Annotated in this window: 16 protein-coding genes, 2 tRNA genes, 3 rRNA genes and 1 riboswitch; of the genes, 13 read left to right on the plus strand and 8 right to left on the minus strand. The window is 50.3% G+C overall.

The annotated features are described in order from the left end of the window. Positions 1-131: 131 nt before the first annotated feature. The 3 genes from trpE to rpe form a co-directional block, all read right to left on the minus strand. Complete coding sequence (trpE, locus tag JQN73_RS11810) at positions 132-1,646, minus strand: anthranilate synthase component I (RefSeq protein ID WP_205318991.1); 1,515 nt, start codon at positions 1,644-1,646, stop codon at positions 132-134. 345 nt (positions 1,647-1,991) lie between these two features. After that, a complete protein-coding gene (locus JQN73_RS11815; protein ID WP_205318992.1) occupies positions 1,992-2,663 on the minus strand; it encodes a phosphoglycolate phosphatase in 672 nt (223 codons plus the stop codon). A gap of 88 nt (positions 2,664-2,751) precedes the next feature. Beyond that, positions 2,752-3,426 carry a ribulose-phosphate 3-epimerase gene (gene rpe, locus JQN73_RS11820; protein WP_205318993.1) on the minus strand — a complete coding sequence of 225 codons (675 nt, stop codon included), beginning with the start codon at positions 3,424-3,426 and terminating at the stop codon, positions 2,752-2,754. A gap of 202 nt (positions 3,427-3,628) precedes the next feature. On the opposite strand from rpe, the gene apaG reads away from it, so the two are divergent. Beyond that, positions 3,629-4,003 carry a Co2+/Mg2+ efflux protein ApaG gene (apaG, locus tag JQN73_RS11825; protein ID WP_205318994.1) on the plus strand — a complete coding sequence of 125 codons (375 nt, stop codon included), beginning with the start codon at positions 3,629-3,631 and terminating at the stop codon, positions 4,001-4,003. A gap of 216 nt (positions 4,004-4,219) precedes the next feature. Here apaG and JQN73_RS11830 read toward each other — a convergent pair whose 3' ends face one another. After that, the gene (locus JQN73_RS11830) at positions 4,220-4,366 is read right to left on the minus strand and encodes a hypothetical protein (protein ID WP_205318995.1); all 147 of its coding nucleotides are present in this window, start codon (positions 4,364-4,366) and stop codon (positions 4,220-4,222) included. A 12-nt stretch (positions 4,367-4,378) separates the two neighbouring features. On the opposite strand from JQN73_RS11830, the gene JQN73_RS11835 reads away from it, so the two are divergent. Next, the gene (locus JQN73_RS11835; RefSeq protein ID WP_205318996.1) at positions 4,379-5,614 is read left to right on the plus strand and encodes a murein transglycosylase A; all 1,236 of its coding nucleotides are present in this window, start codon (positions 4,379-4,381) and stop codon (positions 5,612-5,614) included. A gap of 170 nt (positions 5,615-5,784) precedes the next feature. Here JQN73_RS11835 and JQN73_RS11840 read toward each other — a convergent pair whose 3' ends face one another. After that, positions 5,785-6,222, minus strand: a complete 438-nt coding sequence (locus JQN73_RS11840; RefSeq protein WP_205318997.1) for a universal stress protein — start codon at positions 6,220-6,222, stop codon at positions 5,785-5,787. Positions 6,223-6,450: 228 nt separating this feature from the next. Here JQN73_RS11840 and JQN73_RS11845 point away from each other — a divergent pair, with 228 nt between their 5' ends. From JQN73_RS11845 to rrf, 6 genes are all read left to right on the plus strand, one after another. Further along, entirely contained in the window at positions 6,451-7,227 is a 777-nt protein-coding gene (locus JQN73_RS11845; RefSeq protein ID WP_205318998.1) for an enoyl-CoA hydratase, read from the plus strand. 521 nt (positions 7,228-7,748) lie between these two features. Continuing rightward, a 16S ribosomal RNA gene (locus JQN73_RS11850) occupies positions 7,749-9,281 on the plus strand. A gap of 90 nt (positions 9,282-9,371) precedes the next feature. Continuing rightward, a tRNA-Ile gene (locus tag JQN73_RS11855) sits at positions 9,372-9,448 on the plus strand. A gap of 21 nt (positions 9,449-9,469) precedes the next feature. Beyond that, positions 9,470-9,545 (plus strand) — tRNA-Ala (locus tag JQN73_RS11860). 374 nt (positions 9,546-9,919) lie between these two features. After that, positions 9,920-12,795: ribosomal RNA gene (locus JQN73_RS11865) — 23S ribosomal RNA — on the plus strand. Between the two features lie 177 nt (positions 12,796-12,972). Further along, positions 12,973-13,085: ribosomal RNA gene (gene rrf / locus JQN73_RS11870) — 5S ribosomal RNA — on the plus strand. Together the 16S, 23S and 5S rRNA genes with 2 tRNA genes alongside form the textbook arrangement of a ribosomal RNA operon. Positions 13,086-13,143: 58 nt before the next feature. Here rrf and JQN73_RS11875 read toward each other — a convergent pair. After that, the gene (locus tag JQN73_RS11875; protein WP_205318999.1) at positions 13,144-13,302 is read right to left on the minus strand and encodes a pentapeptide repeat-containing protein; all 159 of its coding nucleotides are present in this window, start codon (positions 13,300-13,302) and stop codon (positions 13,144-13,146) included. Between the two features lie 438 nt (positions 13,303-13,740). On the opposite strand from JQN73_RS11875, the gene ruvA reads away from it, so the two are divergent. The 4 genes from ruvA to JQN73_RS11895 all read left to right on the plus strand — a co-directional run bounded on the left by ruvA (position 13,741) and on the right by JQN73_RS11895 (position 16,950). Continuing rightward, complete coding sequence (ruvA, locus tag JQN73_RS11880; protein WP_205319000.1) at positions 13,741-14,319, plus strand: Holliday junction branch migration protein RuvA; 579 nt, start codon at positions 13,741-13,743, stop codon at positions 14,317-14,319. 138 nt (positions 14,320-14,457) lie between these two features. Beyond that, positions 14,458-15,510, plus strand: a complete 1,053-nt coding sequence (gene ruvB, locus JQN73_RS11885; protein WP_205319001.1) for a Holliday junction branch migration DNA helicase RuvB — start codon at positions 14,458-14,460, stop codon at positions 15,508-15,510. Between the two features lie 68 nt (positions 15,511-15,578). Continuing rightward, positions 15,579-16,037 carry a YaiI/YqxD family protein gene (locus tag JQN73_RS11890; protein ID WP_205323328.1) on the plus strand — a complete coding sequence of 153 codons (459 nt, stop codon included), beginning with the start codon at positions 15,579-15,581 and terminating at the stop codon, positions 16,035-16,037. 70 nt (positions 16,038-16,107) lie between these two features. Beyond that, complete coding sequence (locus JQN73_RS11895; RefSeq protein WP_205319002.1) at positions 16,108-16,950, plus strand: 2-keto-4-pentenoate hydratase; 843 nt, start codon at positions 16,108-16,110, stop codon at positions 16,948-16,950. A 116-nt stretch (positions 16,951-17,066) separates the two neighbouring features. On the opposite strand, the gene JQN73_RS11900 is transcribed toward JQN73_RS11895, so the two are convergent. Further along, the gene (locus JQN73_RS11900; protein WP_205319003.1) at positions 17,067-17,513 is read right to left on the minus strand and encodes a DUF2147 domain-containing protein; all 447 of its coding nucleotides are present in this window, start codon (positions 17,511-17,513) and stop codon (positions 17,067-17,069) included. 102 nt (positions 17,514-17,615) lie between these two features. Further along, complete coding sequence (locus JQN73_RS11905) at positions 17,616-20,435, minus strand: valine--tRNA ligase (RefSeq protein ID WP_205319004.1); 2,820 nt, start codon at positions 20,433-20,435, stop codon at positions 17,616-17,618. A 291-nt stretch (positions 20,436-20,726) separates the two neighbouring features. Continuing rightward, positions 20,727-20,844: riboswitch (TPP riboswitch) on the plus strand. A gap of 98 nt (positions 20,845-20,942) precedes the next feature. On the opposite strand from JQN73_RS11905, the gene thiC reads away from it, so the two are divergent. Further along, a complete protein-coding gene (gene thiC, locus JQN73_RS11910) occupies positions 20,943-22,856 on the plus strand; it encodes a phosphomethylpyrimidine synthase ThiC (RefSeq protein WP_205319005.1) in 1,914 nt (637 codons plus the stop codon). Positions 22,857-22,859: the final 3 nt, after the last annotated feature.

A 22,859-nucleotide genomic window follows, 5' to 3' on the forward strand; every position in this document is an offset into this window, starting at 1 on the left:
TTGTTGCTGTCAGTAAACTTTAGTGAACGTCTAAGGATACTATCGCTAGGTTCTACGGGGCAGAGAGGCGAAATGTCGAACGATTACGAGTGCTGCTGAACGTGAATGATAGTTATCGATCATGAGTAACATCAGATTTCTCCATCCAGACCATCTTGCACTTGTTCGGCGGCGCGGAGGACTGCGCGGGCTTTATTTTCGGTTTCTTCCCATTCGGTCTCAGGTACCGAGTCAGCGACAATACCGGCGGCGGCTTGCACATACAGCATGCCGTCTTTAATGACACCGGTGCGTATCGCGATGGCGACGTCCATCTCGCCACCAAACGATAAATAGCCGCAAGCGCCGCCGTAAATGCCGCGTTTGGTTAATTCCAGTTCGTCGATCACTTCCATCGCCCGCACTTTTGGTGCGCCCGAAAGGGTGCCGGCGGGGAAGGTGGCTTTGAGGACATCCAGATTGGATAAGCCTGATTTCAACACGCCTTCGACGTTGGACACAATGTGCTGCACGTGAGAATATTTTTCGATGACCATCTGATCGGTGACTTTGACACTGCCTGTTTCGGCAATACGCCCGATATCATTGCGGGCCAGATCAATCAGCATCACGTGTTCCGCGATTTCTTTTGGATCGGCCAATAGCTCAATGGCTAACTGTTCGTCGCGCTCTGGCGTGGAGCCGCGTGGACGGGTTCCTGCCAGCGGACGGATGGTGACTTTACGTTTTCCATCAGCGTTTGCGGTCGGCGCGGCGGTTTGCTCGTTGCGGACCAGAATTTCTGGCGATGAACCAACAATTTGCATATCGCCAAAATTGTAGAAGTACATATAAGGCGACGGATTTAACGACCGCAATGCGCGATACAGCATCAGCGGTGAATCGACGTAGGGCTTTTTGATACGCTGGCCAATTTGGACCTGCATCAAATCGCCCGCCATAATGTATTCCTTGGCTTTGGCAACGGCTTTAAGATAATCCGGTTTTTTGAATTCGCGGATGGTCTCTGTCCGTACGGATGCGGATGTCACCGGCGCATCGGCCGGACGGCGCAACATGGTGCGCAATTCTTTCAAGCGCTGGCGCCCTTTGGAAAACGCTTCAGGCTGGGTCGGGTCGGTATACACGATCAGATACAGTTTGCCGGACAGATTGTCGATGACGGCTAATTCTTCGGTTAGCAGTAGCTGAATGTCGGGCAGGCCCAAATCATCTTTTGGGGCTGTGTTCGCCAGGCGCTTTTCGATGTGACGCACCGTGTCATAGCCGAAATAGCCAGCTAGCCCGCCGCAAAAACGCGGCATGCCGGGACGGGTCGCAACCTTGTAGCGGGATTGAAATTCGCTGATAAAGTCGAGCGGATTGCCTTCCAGGCTCTCGATGATCTTGTCATTCTGAACGACCTCAATGCGAGTGCCGTAACTACGCAGTAGCGTTGAGGCAGGCAAGCCGATGAAGGAGTAACGTCCAAAGCGCTCACCACCAACCACGGATTCGAGCAAGAACGTATTTTTGCCAGTTTGTTGGGTTTGCGCGAGCTTCAGATACAGCGTTAACGGGGTTTCGAGATCAGCCAATGCTTCGGCGATCAGGGGGATGCGGTTGTAGCCTTGTGCGGCCAGCGATTTGAATTCGAGTTCGGTCATGTTTCTCTCCAGACCGCTATTGTAAAACAGCGGTGGTCGACTTTAAAAAAACGTTGTCTGTGATCATCTCTAAAATAGACGAAATTACGGACAGCGGCGATCAGCGGGTTACTTAGCCCAGGATTGCCAGCGTCGCCAGAGCCAGGCCTCGGAGGCGGCTAATGGGACAATACGTTTTTTTTCGAGAAACATCATTTAAGAAATTTGGTTAAAAAAGTCGATGTTAATAACAGGTATTAATAATAGGTATTAATAAGTGATATTAATTAGTGGTATTAATATTCGGCATTAATACCTGTTGTTAATGCAGTGATCTTAATACGCGTGGTGTTAATACTTTTTACGTTAGAGCGAAATATAGTGCGCTGCGGAAAGCAGCGTAGGTACTATACCATCGGAATCGACGTTTTGTATAGGTTCGCCATGATTGTAACCGTAGGGAACGCTTAACACGCGGCAACCGGCTGCGCGGGCGGCCAGAGCATCATTGGAAGAGTCTCCGATGGCGACAACTTGTGCAGGCACGCATTGGAATTCGCGAAAAACTTCCAGAAATGGCATGGGATCAGGTTTTTTCCTGGGAAACGAATCGCCGCCATAGGTCAACTCAAAAAAAGCACTCAATCCGGTTGTTTTCATCAAGGGTAGTGCAAACGCAATCGGCTTATTGGTGACGCAAGCCAGCCGTAAGCCCATGGCGCGCATCGCTTGCAGTCCTTCCATGACGTCAGGATAGAGCGTGGCGAAATGTCCGTTGATGGCGAGATAATGACGTTGATACGCCGCTAACGCTGCATCGAAATGGGCTTCGACTTGTTCAGCAGAAAAATCGACGCCCAGGACGCGGCGAATCAGGTTTTCCGATCCCTTGCCGACGAAATTGCTGACAGTTTGCAGCGGTAGCGGTGCCAGATCGAAATCGGCACGCATGCGATTGATGGCAACCTGAAAGTCTGGCGCGGTATCGAGCATGGTGCCGTCCAGATCAACAATGACCGCTTTAATGCCGGTCAACATGGCGTATTCTGCAACTTGCGCGTTATTCCGCGCTTGATACCTTGAGCGGCAACGTTGGTCTTTGTTAAAAGTTCCCTCCCATGCAACGTCATACCTTTGCCAATTCGCCGCGCATTGCATCAATCACTGCCTTGTAATCAGGCTTGCCAAAAATGGCTGAACCCGCAACGAACGTATCTGCTCCTGCGGCCGCAGCCTGGGCGATATTTTCTATTTTGATGCCGCCGTCCACTTCCAGCATGATATTACGACCGGAATCGTCAATCATGCGACGCACGATAGCGATTTTTCGCAGGGCTTCATGGATGAAAGACTGTCCGCCGAAGCCGGGATTAACCGACATGATCAAGATGATGTCGAGCTTATCCATCACGTGTTCAAGATAGTCCAAAGGTGTTGCCGGGTTAAACACCAACCCTGATTTACATCCGTGATCGCGGATTAATTGCAGGGAGCGGTCGATGTGCTCCGAGCCTTCCGGGTGGAAAGTGATGATATTTGCACCAGCTTTGGCGAAATCCGGAATGATGCGATCGACCGGCTTGACCATGAGATGAACGTCTATCGGCACCGTGACATGAGGACGAATTGCTTCGCAGACCAGTGGGCCGATAGTGAGGTTGGGAACGTAATGGTTATCCATGACGTCAAAGTGGATCATATCTGCACCGGCGCTGATAACATTACGCACTTCTTCGCCCAGACGGGCAAAATCTGCAGAGAGAATACTTGGGGCGATACGGTAGGTTGGTTTGTTTGGCATGGCGGTCACTAAATGAGATGATGCATAAAAGATGGGCTATTTTACTCCCGGAGTGCCAAATTGGCGGCGTTGTGCTTGCATCGGTCGATAATTTCGTGTGCAATGATCTGCTTGATCCCACAGATCCTGGGAGGCCGTCGCATTGTGCGTCTGCCAATTCCATAGATGCGCTAAAACTATTGTTTGAAATAAGGAAAATTGCATGTCCGCATACGAATTTACCGTCACAGTCAGAACCCAGTATCTGGAAGAGCAATCTGAACCAGATCGGAATCACTATGTCTTTGCCTACGCAATTACCATCAAAAATACCGGTAAGGTGGCAGCGCAACTTATTTCACGCCATTGGGTCATTACCAACGCCAATAGCGAAGTCCAGGAAGTCCGCGGTCTTGGCGTAATCGGACACCAACCTTTGCTGCAGCCGGGTGAAAACTTTGAATACTCCAGCGGAACTTCGCTGGCAACGCCGCAGGGCTCCATGTCAGGCGAGTTTTTTTGCGTGGCAGAGGATGGCAAACAGTTCGAGTCGCGCGTTCCGGAATTTGTTTTATCTCTGCCACGAACGTTGCATTAATGCATGTTTGGGAATGCGGTTGCGCCCACGGTGTAAGTAATATCAGGTGGCAATCAGGCGGGATGAGGCATCAAGCAGGCATCAACCGGACATCAATCAGACATCAATCAGACATCAATCAGACATCAATCCGCCAATCAGGCTGATAACAGTCTGGCGACATTGATAATCGTCGTATTGCGTGGGTAAATGTCGTTTGCTTAGCGTTCGATGGCGTTACGTTGCGCTTTTATCGCCACTTTTCTTTGGTGGCGGCGATTTACGTGGTGGTGTGTGATCAGGTTTGGCGCCTGACATGGTCCACCAGACAATAAACACGAATAAGAAGAAGGCCGCACTAGCCTCAAGTATTATTAACCACATAAAGAATCCTCAATGTCATTCAAGCGCATAAGTCTACCCGTTTCAGCCCGTATTTCAGCGCTAATTGTCGCCCTCAGCCTCGCAGCGTGTTCCACTTCTCCTCCACTCAACTCGCCAACCTCACCGAAATCGCCTGAGAACAAGCTTCCGCCATCAGCTTACACCGGTCCTTTGCCGGATGTAAAAGTGCCTCCTGGCACACTGCGATTAAGCACATTTTCGGCGATACCGGGCTGGCGCAATGACGATTTACGTTTGGCGATGCCGGCGTTCCTGACGTCTTGCTCAACCATGGCGAGAAGATCGGGCTGGACTGAGCCGTGCACGATTGCACGCGATCTCGATGTGACCAGCGAAAGTGGTGTGCGGTCATTTTTTGAGGCGTTTTTTACGCCATACCAGGTGATAAACGCCGACGGTAGCGACAACGGTCTGGTGACCGGCTACTACGAACCACTGTTGCGCGGGGCGCGCAAGCGCGGGGGTGTTTACCAAACACCTCTTTATCATGCGCCGGACGATTTACTCACCATAGATTTGGCAAATGTCTATCCCGAGTTAAAAGGATTGCGTTTGCGGGGACGGTTGGTAGGTAATAAGGTGGTGCCGTATCCGAACCGGGCCGAGCTGGACAAAACAGGTAGTCTTAGCGGCAAAGAAATCGTTTGGGTTGACGATCCGGTAGATGCATTTTTCCTGCAAGTCCAGGGTTCTGGACGTGTCCAGATGGCCGATGGTCAAATATTGCGGGTCGCTTACGCGGATCAAAATGGGTATCCCTATAAGTCGATCGGGCGTTACCTGATCGATAAAGGTGAGCTAACCCTGGCGCAAGCCTCTGCTCAGGGTATTAAAGCCTGGTTGCTGGCGAATCCTTCCCGTCAACAGGAATTACTGAATTCCAATCCGAGTTATGTCTTCTTCAAGGAGGAAAAAGTGCTGGATCCGAGCCAAGGGCCGAAAGGTGCGCAAGGGGTGCCGCTGACGGCGCAGCGTTCAATTGCGGTGGATCCTCACTTCATTCCCTTAGGCGTTCCCGTATTTTTGGCCACTACCCAACCAAATAGCGCTAAGCCGCTCCAGCAATTAGTGGTTGCTCAAGATACCGGCGGCGCGATCAAAGGCGCGGTGCGCGCAGATTATTTCTGGGGGTTTGGGAATGAAGCAGGAGAGAAAGCCGGAAAAATGAAGCAACGGGGCGCAATGTGGGTACTGCTCCCGAAGCTGTCGGATATGGCTGGTCGCTAATTTAGCGACGAAGTCTGATAACAATTCTTGCATCGAAGGTCGGCACAAGCTTGTGCCGACCTTTTTTTGTGGATTTTCGCTATTTTTCGCTATATATATAAGGTCGTTCCGGCAGACCACCCTCATATATATAGATGTCATCGACAACCTGCGCTATTTTCGGCCTGAAATCAGCGTAGAACCAGCACCGGAATGGTGGAGTGGGCTAAAACCCTTTGGGTTTTGCTACCAAGAAATAATCGACTTAAACCACTTCTGCCGTGGGACGCCATAAATATAACGTCACAACCGTATTTTTCGGCGGCATTGATGATTTCTTCATCCGGATTGAATGCTTGTGCCGTAAGCACTTCGCACTCGACGCCGGCGGCCTTGGCTGCATCGGCAACTTTTTGTACGTGTAGTTGGGCCAGTGCCAACATATTCTCTTCGTATGTGCCCGGATCTGCCGCCATCGTGCTCTCTGCCATCGGTGAAAACGGATAAGGTTCCGCGACCGATAAGCCAATCACCTTGCCATTGCCGAATTTTGCAAACTCAATGGCTGCGGCAATTGCCTTGTCTGATAGAACTGAGCCGTCTGTCGGTACCAAAATGGTTTTGAACATTGTGTCCCCTTTGTTAATAAAGAAAATGTAACACTTTTAAGATGTCGCAGTTGCAATAATACTTGTTAGGGCAAAGGTTGGACATGTTTGAGCCTGATAAATTCCGCATCTTATGAGGGCAGTTTTATTGCGGTCTTTAATCCGTGGCCCCTCAACCCTTTCGCCGCATCTGGTATCTTTAAGCCTACAATTAACTTTTACCCCAATCAGCAAAAAACTGGAGACAACATGTCATACGAAGCAATTTTGGTTGAAACGCAAGGAAAAGTCGGACTGATTCGGTTGAATCGCCCTAAAGCGTTGAACGCCTTGAATGATCAACTGATGATTGAGCTGGGGCAAGCCCTGAAAACGTTTGATGCTGATGACGCAATCGGCTGCATTATTATTACGGGCAGCGAAAAAGCATTCGCAGCAGGTGCCGATATCGGCGCAATGGCGGGTTACTCTTATATGGATGCTTATAAAGGCGATTACATTACCCGTAACTGGGAAGAGATACGTCGTGTTCGTAAGCCAGTGATTGCTGCGGTGGCCGGTTTCGCTTTAGGTGGCGGATGTGAATTGGCAATGATGTGCGATTTCATCATTGCGGCAGACAACGCAAAATTTGGTCAGCCCGAAATTAAACTAGGTGTCATTCCCGGTGCTGGCGGGACGCAGCGTTTGCCACGTGCGATATCAAAATCCAAAGCGATGGATATGTGTCTGACAGCGCGCATGATGGATGCGGTTGAGGCAGAGCGAGCAGGGTTAGTATCGCGGATTGTGCCTTTGGATCAGTTGATGGCAGAAACTTTGGCCGCAGCAACCGTCATTGCCAATATGTCACTGCCGGCAGTGATGATGGTGAAAGAGTCGGTTAATCGGGCCTATGAAACCACCTTGACCGAGGGGGTGAATTTTGAGCGTAGACTGTTCCATAGCACCTTCGCGACAGAGGACCAGAAAGAGGGAATGCAGGCATTTTTAGAGAAGCGTCCGCCAGTTTTCAAAAATCTTTAAAAATTGTTATAAAAGCGCTTGCCAGCTTAGAGATGTGTTGCTATAGTTCGGCCTCTGTTGAAAACGACGCGAAATACACGAAACAGCGCAAGCGGTTTTGAGGGCGAAGTGGACGATGGAACGAGGTTGTAAAGTGGGGTGTTTTGAGTGGTAGAAGGAGTTGATTTGGTTTTAAATTGTTGAAAAAAATGATTTAAAAAGAAGTTGACGAAAAGCTCGAAACGCTACATAATCTCATCTCTCTGCTGCTGACAAACAAAACGATTTGTTGGTGCTGCGAACACTACGGTGTGACGCAAAACAGAGACAGTTCTTTAACAATTAACAGCCGATAAGTGTGGGCGTTTAATGAAAGTGCAGCGTTAATTGCTTCGGTGATTTGCGTATAACTTAAAACATTAAATGTTCACAAAAGAAGAAAAATAGGATATTTCGCAGAGTCAAATCTGAGAAGTAGCCTGTCAGTATTTTGAGTGAGCGATAGCAGCGATGCTAGGCAGCAATGCCACAAAACAGAGATTAAACTGAAGAGTTTGATCCTGGCTCAGATTGAACGCTGGCGGCATGCCTTACACATGCAAGTCGAACGGTAACAGGGAGCTTGCTCCGCTGACGAGTGGCGAACGGGTGAGTAATATATCGGAACGTGCCTGGTAATGGGGGACAACTAGTCGAAAGATTAGCTAATACCGCATACGCCCTACGGGGGAAAGAGGGGGATTCGCAAGAACCTCTCGTTATCAGAGCGGCCGATATCTGATTAGCTAGTTGGTGAGGTAAAGGCTCACCAAGGCTTCGATCAGTAGCTGGTCTGAGAGGACGACCAGCCACACTGGGACTGAGACACGGCCCAGACTCCTACGGGAGGCAGCAGTGGGGAATTTTGGACAATGGGCGCAAGCCTGATCCAGCAATGCCGCGTGAGTGAAGAAGGCCTTCGGGTTGTAAAGCTCTTTTGTCAGGGAAGAAACGGTCTTGGTTAATACCTGGGGCTAATGACGGTACCTGAAGAATAAGCACCGGCTAACTACGTGCCAGCAGCCGCGGTAATACGTAGGGTGCAAGCGTTAATCGGAATTACTGGGCGTAAAGCGTGCGCAGGCGGTTTTTTAAGACAGGTGTGAAATCCCCGGGCTTAACCTGGGAATGGCATTTGTGACTGGAAGGCTAGAGTGTGTCAGAGGGGGGTAGAATTCCACGTGTAGCAGTGAAATGCGTAGAGATGTGGAGGAATACCGATGGCGAAGGCAGCCCCCTGGGATAACACTGACGCTCATGCACGAAAGCGTGGGGAGCAAACAGGATTAGATACCCTGGTAGTCCACGCCCTAAACGATGTCTACTAGTTGTCGGGTCTTAATTGACTTGGTAACGCAGCTAACGCGTGAAGTAGACCGCCTGGGGAGTACGGTCGCAAGATTAAAACTCAAAGGAATTGACGGGGACCCGCACAAGCGGTGGATGATGTGGATTAATTCGATGCAACGCGAAAAACCTTACCTACCCTTGACATGGCTGGAATCCTTGAGAGATCAGGGAGTGCTTGAAAGAGAACCAGTACACAGGTGCTGCATGGCTGTCGTCAGCTCGTGTCGTGAGATGTTGGGTTAAGTCCCGCAACGAGCGCAACCCTTGTCATTAGTTGCTACGAAAGGGCACTCTAATGAGACTGCCGGTGACAAACCGGAGGAAGGTGGGGATGACGTCAAGTCCTCATGGCCCTTATGGGTAGGGCTTCACACGTCATACAATGGTACATACAGAGGGCCGCCAACCCGCGAGGGGGAGCTAATCCCAGAAAGTGTATCGTAGTCCGGATTGTAGTCTGCAACTCGACTACATGAAGTTGGAATCGCTAGTAATCGCGGATCAGCATGTCGCGGTGAATACGTTCCCGGGTCTTGTACACACCGCCCGTCACACCATGGGAGCGGGTTTCACCAGAAGTAGGTAGCCTAACCGTAAGGAGGGCGCTTACCACGGTGGGATTCGTGACTGGGGTGAAGTCGTAACAAGGTAGCCGTATCGGAAGGTGCGGCTGGATCACCTCCTTTCTAGAGTTTGCACGGACATTAAGCGTCCACACTTATCGGTGTGTTAGTTAGAAGAAGAACAGTCATCATTAGGTAGGTGCTAATCAGGACGGGTCTGTAGCTCAGTTGGTTAGAGCACCGTGTTGATAACGCGGGGGTCGTTGGTTCGAGCCCAACCAGACCCACCACGTGATAGATGTACGATTTATGGGGGCTTAGCTCAGCTGGGAGAGCACCTGCTTTGCAAGCAGGGGGTCATCGGTTCGATCCCGTTAGCCTCCACCATATTTACGTTTGACCCGGCACAACGCAGGGGCAATCAGTAGAAGTAAAAATCAAACCTAAGTCAGTATTTCATGCGCGTTATAGGGTGAAATAAAAAGGGATTTAGGTTTGATCTTTAGACGATCATTGGCTGTTTGTTCTTTAACAATTTAGAAGAAGTAAAGAATTCGTCCGCAGTGCGACAGCATTGTGGATGGGTATGATTGTATCAAATCAAAAAAGTATTAAAGAGTTCTCAAAAGAGTCTGCGCTAGTAATAGTTGCAGACAAATGCGAAAACACTTTGGATACGGCAAACGCTAAAGTAATACTCATAAGTAATAATACTATGACCGGTTTTTAAGCGTGAACGCGTTTAGAAGCTAACGTTATAGGGACAAGTGAATAAGTGCACATGGTGGATGCCTTGGCGATTACAGGCGATGAAGGACGTAGTAGCTTGCGATAAGCTGCGGGGAGCCAGCAAACAGGCTTTGATCCGCAGATTTCCGAATGGGGAAACCCACCCTTTATGGGTATTGCAACCTGAATACATAGGGTTGCAAGGCGAACGTGGCGAACTGAAACATCTAAGTAGCTACAGGAAAAGAAATCAACCGAGATTCCCAGAGTAGTGGCGAGCGAAATGGGAACAGCCTGCACGATTTAGCATCAGCGATAATGGAACACTCTGGAAATAGTGGCCATAGAGGGTGATAGCCCCTTACATGAAATCGGTGGTGTGGAACTAAGTGTGCGACAAGTAGGGCGGGACACGTGTAATCCTGTCTGAACATGGGGGGACCATCCTCCAAGGCTAAATACTCGTAATCGACCGATAGTGAACCAGTACCGTGAGGGAAAGGCGAAAAGAACCCCGGAAGGGGAGTGAAATAGATCCTGAAACCGTGTGCATACAAACAGTAGGAGCGGACTTGTTCCGTGACTGCGTACCTTTTGTATAATGGGTCAGCGACTTACATTCAGTGGCAAGCTTAACCGTATAGGGAAGGCGTAGAGAAATCGAGTCCGAATAGGGCGTTCAGTCGCTGGGTGTAGACCCGAAACCAAGTGATCTACTCATGGCCAGGATGAAGGTGCGGTAACACGCACTGGAGGTCCGAACCCACTAATGTTGAAAAATTAGGGGATGAGCTGTGGGTAGGGGTGAAAGGCTAAACAAACTTGGAAATAGCTGGTTCTCTCCGAAAACTATTTAGGTAGTGCCTCAAGTATCACCATCGGGGGTAGAGCACTGTTATGGCTAGGGGTTCATTGCGAATTACCAACCCATTGCAAACTCCGAATACCGATGAGTGCGAGCTTGGGAGACAGACGCCGGGTGCTAACGTCCGACGTCAAGAGGGAAACAACCCAGACCGCCAGCTAAGGTCCCAAAGATTGGCTAAGTGGCAAACGAAGTGGGAAGGCTAAAACAGTCAGGAGGTTGGCTTAGAAGCAGCCATCCTTTAAAGAAAGCGTAATAGCTCACTGATCGAGTCGTCCTGCGCGGAAGATGTAACGGGGCTAAGCCAGTCACCGAAGCTGCGGATATCAATTTATTGATATGGTAGGAGAGCGTTCTGTAAGCCTGCGAAGGTGTCTTGTAAAGGATGCTGGAGGTATCAGAAGTGCGAATGCTGACATGAGTAGCGATAATGGGGGTGAAAAGCCTCCACGCCGTAAGCCCAAGGTTTCCTGTTCAACGTTCATCGGAGCAGGGTGAGTCGGCCCCTAAGGCGAGGCAGAGATGCGTAGCTGATGGGAAGCAGGTTAATATTCCTGCACCGTCGTGTGATGCGATGGGGGGACGGATCGCGGAAGGTTGTCCGACTGTTGGAATAGTCGGTTTTTGGCTCAGAGAAGGCTGTTAGGCAAATCCGGCAGCGTAATTCAAGGGGTTGAGACGAGCGAATTTATTCGTGAAGCAATCGGAAGTGGTTCCAAGAAAAGCCTCTAAGCTTCAGTCACACGAGACCGTACCGCAAACCGACACAGGTGGGCGAGATGAGTATTCTAAGGCGCTTGAGAGAACTCGGGAGAAGGAACTCGGCAAATTTGTACCGTAACTTCGGGATAAGGTACGCCCCGGTAGCTTGACTGGCTCGCGCCAGAAGGGTGAAAGGGCTGCAATAAAAAGGTGGCTGCGACTGTTTAATAAAAACACAGCACTATGCAAACACGAAAGTGGACGTATATGGTGTGACTCCTGCCCGGTGCTGGAAGATTAAATGATGGGGTGCAAGCTCTTGATTGAAGTCCCAGTAAACGGCGGCCGTAACTATAACGGTCCTAAGGTAGCGAAATTCCTTGTCGGGTAAGTTCCGACCTGCACGAATGGAGTAACGATGGCCACACTGTCTCCTCCCGAGACTCAGCGAAGTTGAAATGTTTGTGATGATGCAATCTACCCGCGGCTAGACGGAAAGACCCCATGAACCTTTACTGTAGCTTTGCATTGAATTTTGAACCAATCTGTGTAGGATAGGTGGGAGGCTTTGAAGCGTGAACGCTAGTTTGCGTGGAGCCAACCTTGAAATACCACCCTGGTTTGTTTGAGATTCTAACCTTGGTCCGTTATCCGGATCGGGGACAGTGCATGGTAGGCAGTTTGACTGGGGCGGTCTCCTCCCAAAGTGTAACGGAGGAGTTCGAAGGTACGCTAGGCACGGTCGGACATCGTGCTGTTAGTGCAATGGCATAAGCGTGCTTAACTGCGAGACTGACAAGTCGAGCAGGTACGAAAGTAGGACATAGTGATCCGGTGGTTCTGTATGGAAGGGCCATCGCTCAACGGATAAAAGGTACTCTGGGGATAACAGGCTGATTCCTCCCAAGAGTTCATATCGACGGGGGAGTTTGGCACCTCGATGTCGGCTCATCACATCCTGGGGCTGTAGCCGGTCCCAAGGGTATGGCTGTTCGCCATTTAAAGTGGTACGTGAGCTGGGTTTAAAACGTCGTGAGACAGTTTGGTCCCTATCTGCCGTGGGCGTTGGAAATTTGAAGGGGGCTGCTCCTAGTACGAGAGGACCGGAGTGGACGAACCTCTGGTGTACCGGTTGTCACGCCAGTGGCATTGCCGGGTAGCTAAGTTCGGAAGAGATAACCGCTGAAAGCATCTAAGCGGGAAACTTGCCTTGAGATGATATTTCCCGGGAACTAGATTCCCCTAAAGGGTCGTTCGAGACCAGGACGTTGATAGGCTGGGTGTGGAAGCGTAGTAATACGTTAAGCTAACCAGTACTAATTGCCCGTGAGGCTTGTCCCTATAACCTTAGCAGGTTGTGGGTAAGCTAATGAGATATGTGTTTGCCTGAAAAGTGCAATCATACCCAGTGCGGTGCCGACATACCCTTGTCAGCATCGCACAAGAAACAAGACCTTTACTTCTTCTAGATTGCGTTGTTTGTTGCCCTATTGGGAACAAATGACACTACAGTTTATGCCTGATGACCATAGCGAGTTGGTACCACCCCTTCCCATCCCGAACAGGACCGTGAAACGACTTTGCGCCGATGATAGTGCTGCAACCAGTGTGAAAGTAGGTCATCGTCAGGCTCTTATTAGAAAACCCTCTCCGAGAAATCGGGGAGGGTTTTTGCTTGGTGGAATCGATTTAGCACTTATCTTGCAGCACGGCACGGCACAGCACAGCACGGCACAGCACGGCACAGCACAGCACCCGCCAGCACAGCACAGCATCTTCCAGCACCGCACCCTCCAGCACAGCATGCCTCAGAACACTACCCATCTCCGGCGGATCGGAATATCGCACAGCACTCGATCAATTAAGATACGCTATTTAGGTCCCATCGCTGATACCTACAGCATTCTGAAACGCGTGGTCAAGTGGTTAGCTCTCCAGGACACCTAACCAGATTTCATAGTGGCTTTCCTGCGTTTAGTTCTGGTCACTGAATGAGCGAACATATAACAAAAATAGAGAACAAATGCACTGAGGCAATGTAAGTTAAGTAATTTCCGCATATTAGGTCATACAAGAGCGTGGATGAGTACATACAAAATTTTAAGATTTGCATCGCGATCCAAAAAAATGGCCACAATCGTCAGCTGGATATTTGTCCCGATCCCATGTGCAAAGTCTCAGCATGTCCACAATGCACCAAAACCCGCAAACAAGCACACAACTACTGGGTTTTTAACCAGTTGTCCTGTATGATTTCAGCTACATTAAGCCTAAGGTGCTACTAAGATGATAGGTCGACTCTCCGGGATGTTGCTCGAAAAAAATCCGCCGCAACTGCTCGTTGATTGCAACGGGGTGGGTTATGAGGTCGCAGTGCCGATGAGCACCTTTTATAATCTTCCCGCCATAGGGGAGCGCGTCATCTTGCTAACGCATCTGGCGATACGTGAAGATGCGCATGTCCTGTTTGGCTTCGGCAGCGCGGAAGAACGCAACGTATTCAAGCAGTTAATCAAAATTAGCGGCGTCGGCGCGCGGATGGCTCTTTCGATTCTGTCCGGAATGTCTGTACACGACTTAGCCCAGGCGATTACTCTGCAAGAGGCTGGACGCCTGACCAAAGTACCGGGCATTGGTAAAAAAACCGCCGAGCGGTTATTGCTGGAACTAAAAGGCAAACTCGGTGCTGATATCGGCGCCGTCGGCGGCCATCCGGTTAGTGTCGTGACAGGCGATATTTTGAATGCGTTAGTCGCGTTAGGCTATTCGGACAAAGAGGCTTTGTTGGCTTTGAAGCAAATTCCGGATGACGTCACTGTATCTGACGGCATCAAATTAGCCTTAAAAGCGCTATCGAAGTTGTAAAGTGCCGGAATGAGGTCAAAAATGTATGGTTTTCCACCTTTGTCAGGCGGCGCAGCAAAGGTTTCTCATCGTTCCTTATAATTCCAATTCGGCTGTACTAACTGTATCTAAACCTTTCAGTCCGGCTACAATTCGCCTATGAGCATTCAAACCGACGATTTTACCGAGCAGCGAATTATCGCAGCGACGCCGGCCTCTCCAAATGAAGAGGCCATCGAGCGTGCGCTGCGACCGAAGCATCTGGATGAATATGTAGGCCAGCAAAAAATTCGTGAGCAGCTGGAAATTTTTATTACTGCAGCGCGTCAGCGTAAAGAGGCATTGGATCACACGCTTCTGTTCGGTCCGCCCGGGCTTGGTAAAACGACCCTCGCTCACATCATCGCCCGCGAAATGGGGGTAAATTTACGTCAAACCTCAGGCCCGGTGCTTGAACGCGCAGGTGATCTGGCAGCGTTGCTGACCAACCTTGAAGCGAACGACGTTCTCTTTATCGATGAAATTCATCGGCTTTCACCGGTGGTTGAAGAGATTCTTTATCCTGCTCTCGAAGATTATCAAATTGATATTATGATCGGAGAAGGTCCGGCTGCGCGCTCAGTCCGCCTGGACTTGCAGCCGTTTACGCTCGTCGGGGCAACTACGCGGGCCGGCATGCTGACGAACCCATTACGCGATCGGTTTGGGATTGTTGCGAGGCTGGAATTTTATACGCCGGAAGAATTAACCAAGATCGTCACACGGAGTTCGGCTTTACTTAACGCACCGATAATTGGAGACGGCGCGTTTGAAATTGCTAAGCGCAGTCGCGGCACGCCACGTATTGCTAACCGCTTGCTACGGCGTGTTCGCGATTATGCAGAGGTGAAGGGTAACGGTGAAATCACCAAGGCCATCGCCGATGCAGCATTAGTCATGTTGGACGTTGATCCTGTAGGTTTCGATGTGATGGACCGGAAACTGCTCGAAGCGGTACTTTTTAAATTTGGCGGCGGTCCTGTCGGGCTGGATAATTTGGCAGCTGCAATCGGGGAGGAACGTGACACCATTGAAGACGTGCTGGAACCCTATTTGATACAGCAAGGATTTCTGCAGCGAACCCCGAGAGGTCGGATTGCTACGCCCGCCGCCTACGCCCACTTCGGTGTAAGCGCGCCAAAGACTGGTCCCAACGGCGAGTTGTGGGGATAAATGGATGATCTCAAGATTGCAGGTGCAAAATTAACCAGCACCTAAATCAAGACGTTATTGCATCACCTATATCAACGTTTCAGATATGGATTGATGCCGACGCCTGTCCCAATGTCGTCAAGGAAATATTATTCCGGGTCGCAGATCGACGTCAAATTGTGATTACGCTTGTTGCTAATAAGTTGTTGCGCGTCCCACCGTCCCGCTTTATCAAAGCGATTCAGGTGCCGGCCCATTTTGATGCTGCCGATCAAGAAATAGTGCGTTTGTTAAGTCCCGGAGACCTGGTGATTACGGCAGACATTCCGCTGGCCGCCGAAGTACTCGCGGGTGGTGGCGATGCACTTAATCCTCGGGGCGAGTTCTATACGCGCGACAATATCCAGCAGAGTTTGATGATGCGAAAAATGTTGGAGGAGTTGCGCGAGTCGGGTGTCGATACCGGCGGTCCGGCAACTTTTAGCCAGAATGATCGACATAGTTTTGCTGCGCAGCTAGATCGATATCTACAAAAATCCCGCGTTTGATAAGAAGCTTGTGTAAAAATTAAACGTCACTGACAATGTCATAGTCTTCACCAATTAGTGTAAGCGAACCATGCTCATGTCCACCAAAGTCAATCGGTACGCACATCAACTTATCGACGCACGCGCTAGCGCGCGATTACTACCCCCCTTATCAAATGGCGAGGAATTATTGGTCGTTGACGGATATGACATATCGAAGCGTATCCTGGATGCCAGCATCGATCGTGGAGAGGTTCCTACAGGACGTAAATTGGGCTTCACGAATCGAACGTTATGGTCGAAATATGGCGTAAATCGTCCGATTGAGTCCCTGATGTGGGCGCATATTTTCGATAGTACGGTGCGTTTTGCTGAGGATAATCGCGGAATTCAAAGTCTTGAAGGGGCGGTGCAACCCCGAATCGAGCCTGAGATCGTCTTCAAGTTAGCAACTACTCCGGATCCCGATGCGAGTCTCAATGATCTGGCCGATTGCATCGAATGGATGGCACACGCGTTTGAGATAGTGGTGTGCCCGTTTCCGGACTGGAAATTTGAGGCTGCGGATGCGATCGCGGCTTTTGGCTTGCACGGCACATTGATTATCGGTGAGCCGCACGTTTTGTCGACCGCAACGAGGCGCAATCTGGGTGACATTTTAGCCAATGCCAGCGTTTCTTTATCCTGTTGCACAGAAGCGTCGGTGACGCTATGCGGTGCAGGCTTCGGCAGTGACGTACTCGACAGTCCGCTGCATGCGTTGTGGCATTTGCATCAGTTACTCAAAACCCAGCCCCAGTTTGCTCCTCTTTCAGCTGGCGAGATCATTACGACGGGTACCTGGACCGATGCCTATCCGGTACAACGCGGCCAAACATGGGTGACAGCGTTTTCGGGAGTCGCGTTGCCGGGATTAACCCTATCTTTCACATAGACGAAGAAGCACCATTCGTCGTTCGTAACATCATATGTGAATAAAAAAATGCCGTGCAATACTCCGTTGCGCGGCATTTCTTTGATGCGAATACAGACTTACCAAGCACCCCATTTTTACTCTTCGCGAATCCAGGTCTGGGTTCGCCCAAGCAGGGGTACTCCGATATATCCACGTACATTCAGCTTTTTGCCATCATCAATAAGCGTCATTTTGCTTTTATATACTTTGCCATTGGCCGGGTCCAAAATGGTGCCGCCGCTGTAATCAGGTCCGTCCGCTTTCATGCCTTGCAACATCGTTAAGCCAACGATGGGCTTATCCTTGTTATCGCCTTCACATTTAATACACTTCGGATTAAGCTCTTCATTCGGTTGGCGGAAAAGTTTTTCGATCTTTCCAGACAATTCGCCGCCCGAATCGGTTATTCGAATTAAGGCTGATGGCTTGCCGGACGTGTCATCGATCGTTTTCCATAGTCCGACCGGCGACGTGGTTTGGGCAACGGCGCTGATTGTGAGAAGCAAGCCGGCCGCGAGGATGCTAACTGAATTTTTTTTCATGCATGTCTCCCTTATTTTTTTGTTGTGCGTAAGCGGAATGGTCTACTTACGCACAATGATTATTTACAGGGTGTTCTAATGCAACCAACCTTGTGAGCCGTTTTAGTCCTTCAGTTTGGCAAACTGCTCATTTAGTTTAACCAAGACCGCAGTAAAATTAGCTACACGCTCCTGTTCTTGTGCAACAACTTGCGCGGGAGCTCGGGCCACAAAGCTTTCGTTACTTAGCTTCGCCTGTGCTTTTGTAATTTCTGCGTCCAACCGGGTGATTTCCTTGGTAAGGCGTTCACGTTCAGCGGCAACATCAATTTCAACCTTCAGCATGAGCTTAGCATTGCCGACAATGGAAACAGGTGCAGGAGACTCGGGGAAGTCCTCTAATACTTGCACTTCAGATAACTTCGCCAATCCTTGCAGGTAAGGTACAAATGCTTTCAGTGCTTCCTGATGGTCCGCATCTCCAGCAATAATCAGTGGTATCCGCAAGGCTGGAGAGAGTTGCATTTCCCCCCGCAGATTGCGACAAGCATCGGTCAGAGATTTTAATTCGGTCATCCACGCTTCGGCCTTTTCATCGATTTTGTCTGGGCGTGCCTCTGGGTAGGATTGACGCATGATCGAATCGCCTGCTGCGTCCATCACATGCCCGGTCAGTGGCGCAACGCTTTGCCACAGTGCTTCAGTCACAAAAGGAATGATCGGATGGGCAAGTCGTAAAACAGTTTCCAGGACCCGCAACAAGGTTCGCCGGGTGGCTTGTTGTTGCGCCGGAGAACCATTTTGCATCTGAATTTTTGCCACCTCCAGATACCAGTCGCAATACTCATCCCAGACAAATTTATAGATCGCAGACGAAATATTATCGAAACGGTAGTCTGTGAAACCCTTGGCGATTTCCATTTCAGTGCGTTGTAATTGGGAAACAATCCAACGATCCGCATAAGAGAAGTCTAATTTCTCCTTGTTGCATTCGCCAGCAGTATGACCGTCAAACCCGCAATCTTTGCCTTCCGTGTTCATGAGCACGAAGCGTGTCGCATTCCACAATTTGTTGCAGAAATTCCGATAGCCATCGCAACGGCTCAGATCGAAATTGATATTGCGTCCGAGCGTGGCAAGGGAGGCGAAGGTAAATCGCAGTGCGTCAGTACCAAAAGCGGGAATGCCATCCGCAAATTCCTTGCGCGTCGCCTTGGCAATGCTGTCGGCCTGCTTCGGATTCATCAGGCCGGTGGTGCGTTTGGCAACCAAAGTTTCTACATCAATGCCATCGATCAGGTCGATAGGATCTAATGTGTTTCCCTTCGATTTTGACATCTTCTGGCCGCTACCGTCGCGCACCAGACCGTGAACATACACGGTGCCGAACGGTACTTTTCCAGTGAAGTGGGTAGTCATCATGACCATTCGCGCCACCCAAAAGAAGATGATGTCAAAACCGGTCACCAGGACTGACGAAGGGAGGAACATTTTGTAATCAGGTGTTTCTTCCGGCCACCCCAACGTGGAAAAAGGGATTAATGCCGAAGAGAACCAGGTATCGAGAACGTCGTCATCACGTCGGATTGTCTTATCACCAGCCTGCGCCTGCGCTTCCGCTTCAGTCCGGGCGACGTAGATCTTTCCGTCTTCGTCGTACCATGCGGGAATTTGATGGCCCCACCACAACTGACGCGAAACGCACCAGTCCTGGATATTGTTGAGCCATTGATTATAAGTTGTGGTCCAGTTCTCCGGCACCATCTTGATCTCACCGCTTGCGACTTTTTCCAGCGCGACTTCGGCAATCGATTTGCCGGGGAAGTGCGTACCTTCCGGTGCCGGTTTGCTCATCGCAACAAACCATTGGTCGGTCAGCATCGGCTCGATTACAACGCCGGTGCGGTCTCCGCGTGGAACCATGAGTTTATGTGGTTTGACCGATTCCAGCAGGCCTAGCGCATCCAGGTCAGCGACGATTTGTTTGCGTGCGGCAAACCGGTCCATGCCCTGATACTGCTGCGGTGCGAATTCATTGATTTTTGCATCCAGAGTCAGGATGCTCATCTTGTCCAGACTGTGCCGTTGACCGACGGCATAATCGTTAAAATCATGCGCGGGGGTGATCTTGACACAGCCGGTACCGAATTCTTTATCGACGTATTCGTCGGCAATGATGGGAATTTCTCGACCGCACAATGGCAACATCAGCATCTTGCCAATCAGATGGGTATACCGCTCATCAGTAGGATCAACCGCGACAGCGGCGTCGCCCAGCATGGTTTCCGGGCGGGTCGTTGCGACGGTCAAGTGACCACTTCCGTCGACCAATGGATAACGGATGTACCACATCGAGCCGTCTTCTTCTTCGGACACAACTTCCAGATCGGAAACAGCGGTGCCAAGCATCGGATCCCAGTTAACCAGGCGTTTGCCGCGGTAGATCAGCCCTTGTTCGAACAGGCGTACAAACACCTCTGTCACGGTGCCGGATAAACCTGGATCCATTGTGAAATATTCACGGTCCCAGTCAGCGGATGAGCCGAGGCGCCGCATCTGCGCCGTAATGGCGGAGCCGGACTTTTCTTTCCATTCCCATACTTTTTCGATGAATTTTTCACGACCTAAATCATGACGCGATACTTTTTGCGCATCAAGTTGGCGCTCGACGACAATTTGCGTGGCGATGCCCGCGTGGTCCGTGCCAGGAATCCAAGCGGTATTAAAACCGCGCATGCGGTGATAACGCACCAGGCCATCCATGATGGTCTGATTGAATGCGTGGCCCATGTGCAAGGTGCCAGTGACATTTGGTGGCGGTAACTGGATGCTGAACGACGGTTTGCTTACATCTGTGGTCGCGGCAAAATACCCGCGTTTTTCCCACTCGCTACGCCAGAATTGTTCAATCTCGGCAGGGTCGAAAGACTTGGCTAATTCCATGATTTAGTGGTGTTATTTGCTAAAACAACGATTATAAAGGACGCTGCGGTTTGGTTCGCCACTTGAGGCCAACATATTTAGGCACGTGCACCATAATTGTCGCTACCCACCTTGCATTAACGTCTGAAAATGCATTTATCGTCTGGCAATTAATTGGAATTGGAATAACATGCCGTATAAAAAGTTGAAAAAAGGTATAAGCAGGCCTTCCAATATCAGATATAAATCTTTACGCCGCTCAGGTTGTCGGTGTTAGAATTCAGTTCGCTGACTTGGAATCATTGCAAGTCAACAAAATGCTAGGGGTCCTGATTGCCTCTGTTAATTTATTAACAGGGCAATCGGGTGAGAAACACCCTCTGAACCTGATCTGGGTAATGCCAGCGAAGGGAAGCCGTCGAGTTTGTGGTTGGTCTTATTTTATAACGCGTTATGCCGTTATTCCGCCGCCTTCTCGAAAACTCCTTTGCTGGCTCCACGCCGAGACAACCACGCAAAGGAGCCAAAATGAACGCCAATCCAAAATTTATGTCTGCCACCGCCACGGTAGATGAAGCCGCCATTCAGCCACTGCCGAATTCAAGCAAAGTCTATGTCACCGGTTCGCGCCCTGATATTCGGGTGCCGATGCGCCGCATCAGCCAATCCGACACTGAAGCATCGTTTGGTGCAGAAAAAAATCCACCGATTTATGTGTATGACACGTCCGGACCGTATTCCGACCCAGACGTCAAAATTGATATCCGCTCCGGTTTGTCGACTCCCCGCACACCATGGATACTTGAGCGCAATGATACCGATGAATTATCCGGTCCGAGTTCAGACTACGGTGTCGAACGCCTCAACGATCCAAAGCTGACAGAGCTACGCTTCAACCTGCAACGCAAACCGCGCCGTGCCAAAGAGGGTAAAAATGTTTCGCAAATGCATTACGCGCGGCAAGGCATCATTACGCCGGAAATGGAATACGTAGCGATCCGCGAAAACATGCGTCGTCAGGAATATCTGGAAGAGTTAAAAGCTTCGGGCCCGATGGGCAACCGACTGGCCGATTTGATGGGGCGTCAGCACCCAGGACAATCGTTCGGTGCCAGTATTCCGGCAGAGATCACCCCAGAATTCGTGCGCTCGGAAATTGCGCGTGGTCGCGCGATTATTCCAGCGAACATCAACCATCCCGAAGTCGAGCCGATGATTATCGGACGGAACTTCCTGGTAAAGATTAACGCCAATATCGGTAATTCTGCGGTCACTTCATCGATCGGTGAAGAAGTAGAAAAAATGACCTGGGCGATACGGTGGGGTGGCGATAATGTCATGGATCTATCGACCGGCAAACATATCCACGAAACACGCGAATGGATCATCCGCAATTCGCCTGTGCCGATTGGGACCGTGCCGATCTATCAGGCATTGGAGAAGGTGAACGGCAAAGCCGAAGACCTGACCTGGGAAATTTTCCGCGATACACTGATCGAGCAAGCAGAGCAGGGCGTTGATTACTTTACGATCCATGCTGGCGTGCGTTTGCAGTATGTTCCTATGACTGCCAAACGATTAACCGGTATCGTTTCGCGCGGCGGTTCGATCATGGCCAAGTGGTGTCTTGCACATCACCAGGAATCGTTCTTATACGACCATTTCGAAGACATTTGCCAGATCATGAAAGCGTACGACGTCTCCTTCAGTCTGGGCGATGGTTTGCGTCCAGGTTCGATCTATGATGCCAATGACGAAGCGCAACTGGCCGAACTGAAAACGTTAGGTGAGTTGACGCAAATTGCGTGGAAGCACGATGTTCAGGTCATGATTGAAGGACCAGGCCACGTGCCGCTGCATTTGATCAAAGAAAACATGGATCTGCAATTGGAGCAATGCGACGAAGCGCCGTTTTACACGCTGGGACCGCTGACCACTGATATCGCACCCGGTTACGATCACATCACGTCCGGTATCGGCGCAGCGACCATCGGCTGGTATGGCACCGCTATGTTGTGTTACGTCACGCCGAAGGAACACTTGGGCTTGCCAAATAAGGCTGACGTCAAGGATGGGATCATTACCTACAAGATTGCAGCGCACGTTGCCGATCTGGCGAAAGGCCATCCCGGTGCGCAGATTCGCGACAATGCCTTGTCGAAAGCGCGTTTTGAATTCCGTTGGGATGACCAGTTCAACATCGGTCTCGATCCGGATAAAGCACGCGAATTCCACGACGAAACTTTGCCAAAAGATTCGGCTAAAGTCGCGCATTTCTGCTCCATGTGCGGACCGCATTTCTGTTCGATGAAGATCACGCAAGAGGTCCGCGAATACGCCGCCGCGCAAGGCATTACGGAGATCGCCGCGTTGAAAAAGGGGATGGAAGTCAAGTCCATCGAATTCGTCAAAAGCGGTGCGGAAATCTATAGAAAACAGTGAGCC

The sequence above is a fragment of the Glaciimonas sp. PAMC28666 genome (assembly GCF_016917355.1).
Taxonomy (GTDB): domain Bacteria; phylum Pseudomonadota; class Gammaproteobacteria; order Burkholderiales; family Burkholderiaceae_D; genus Glaciimonas.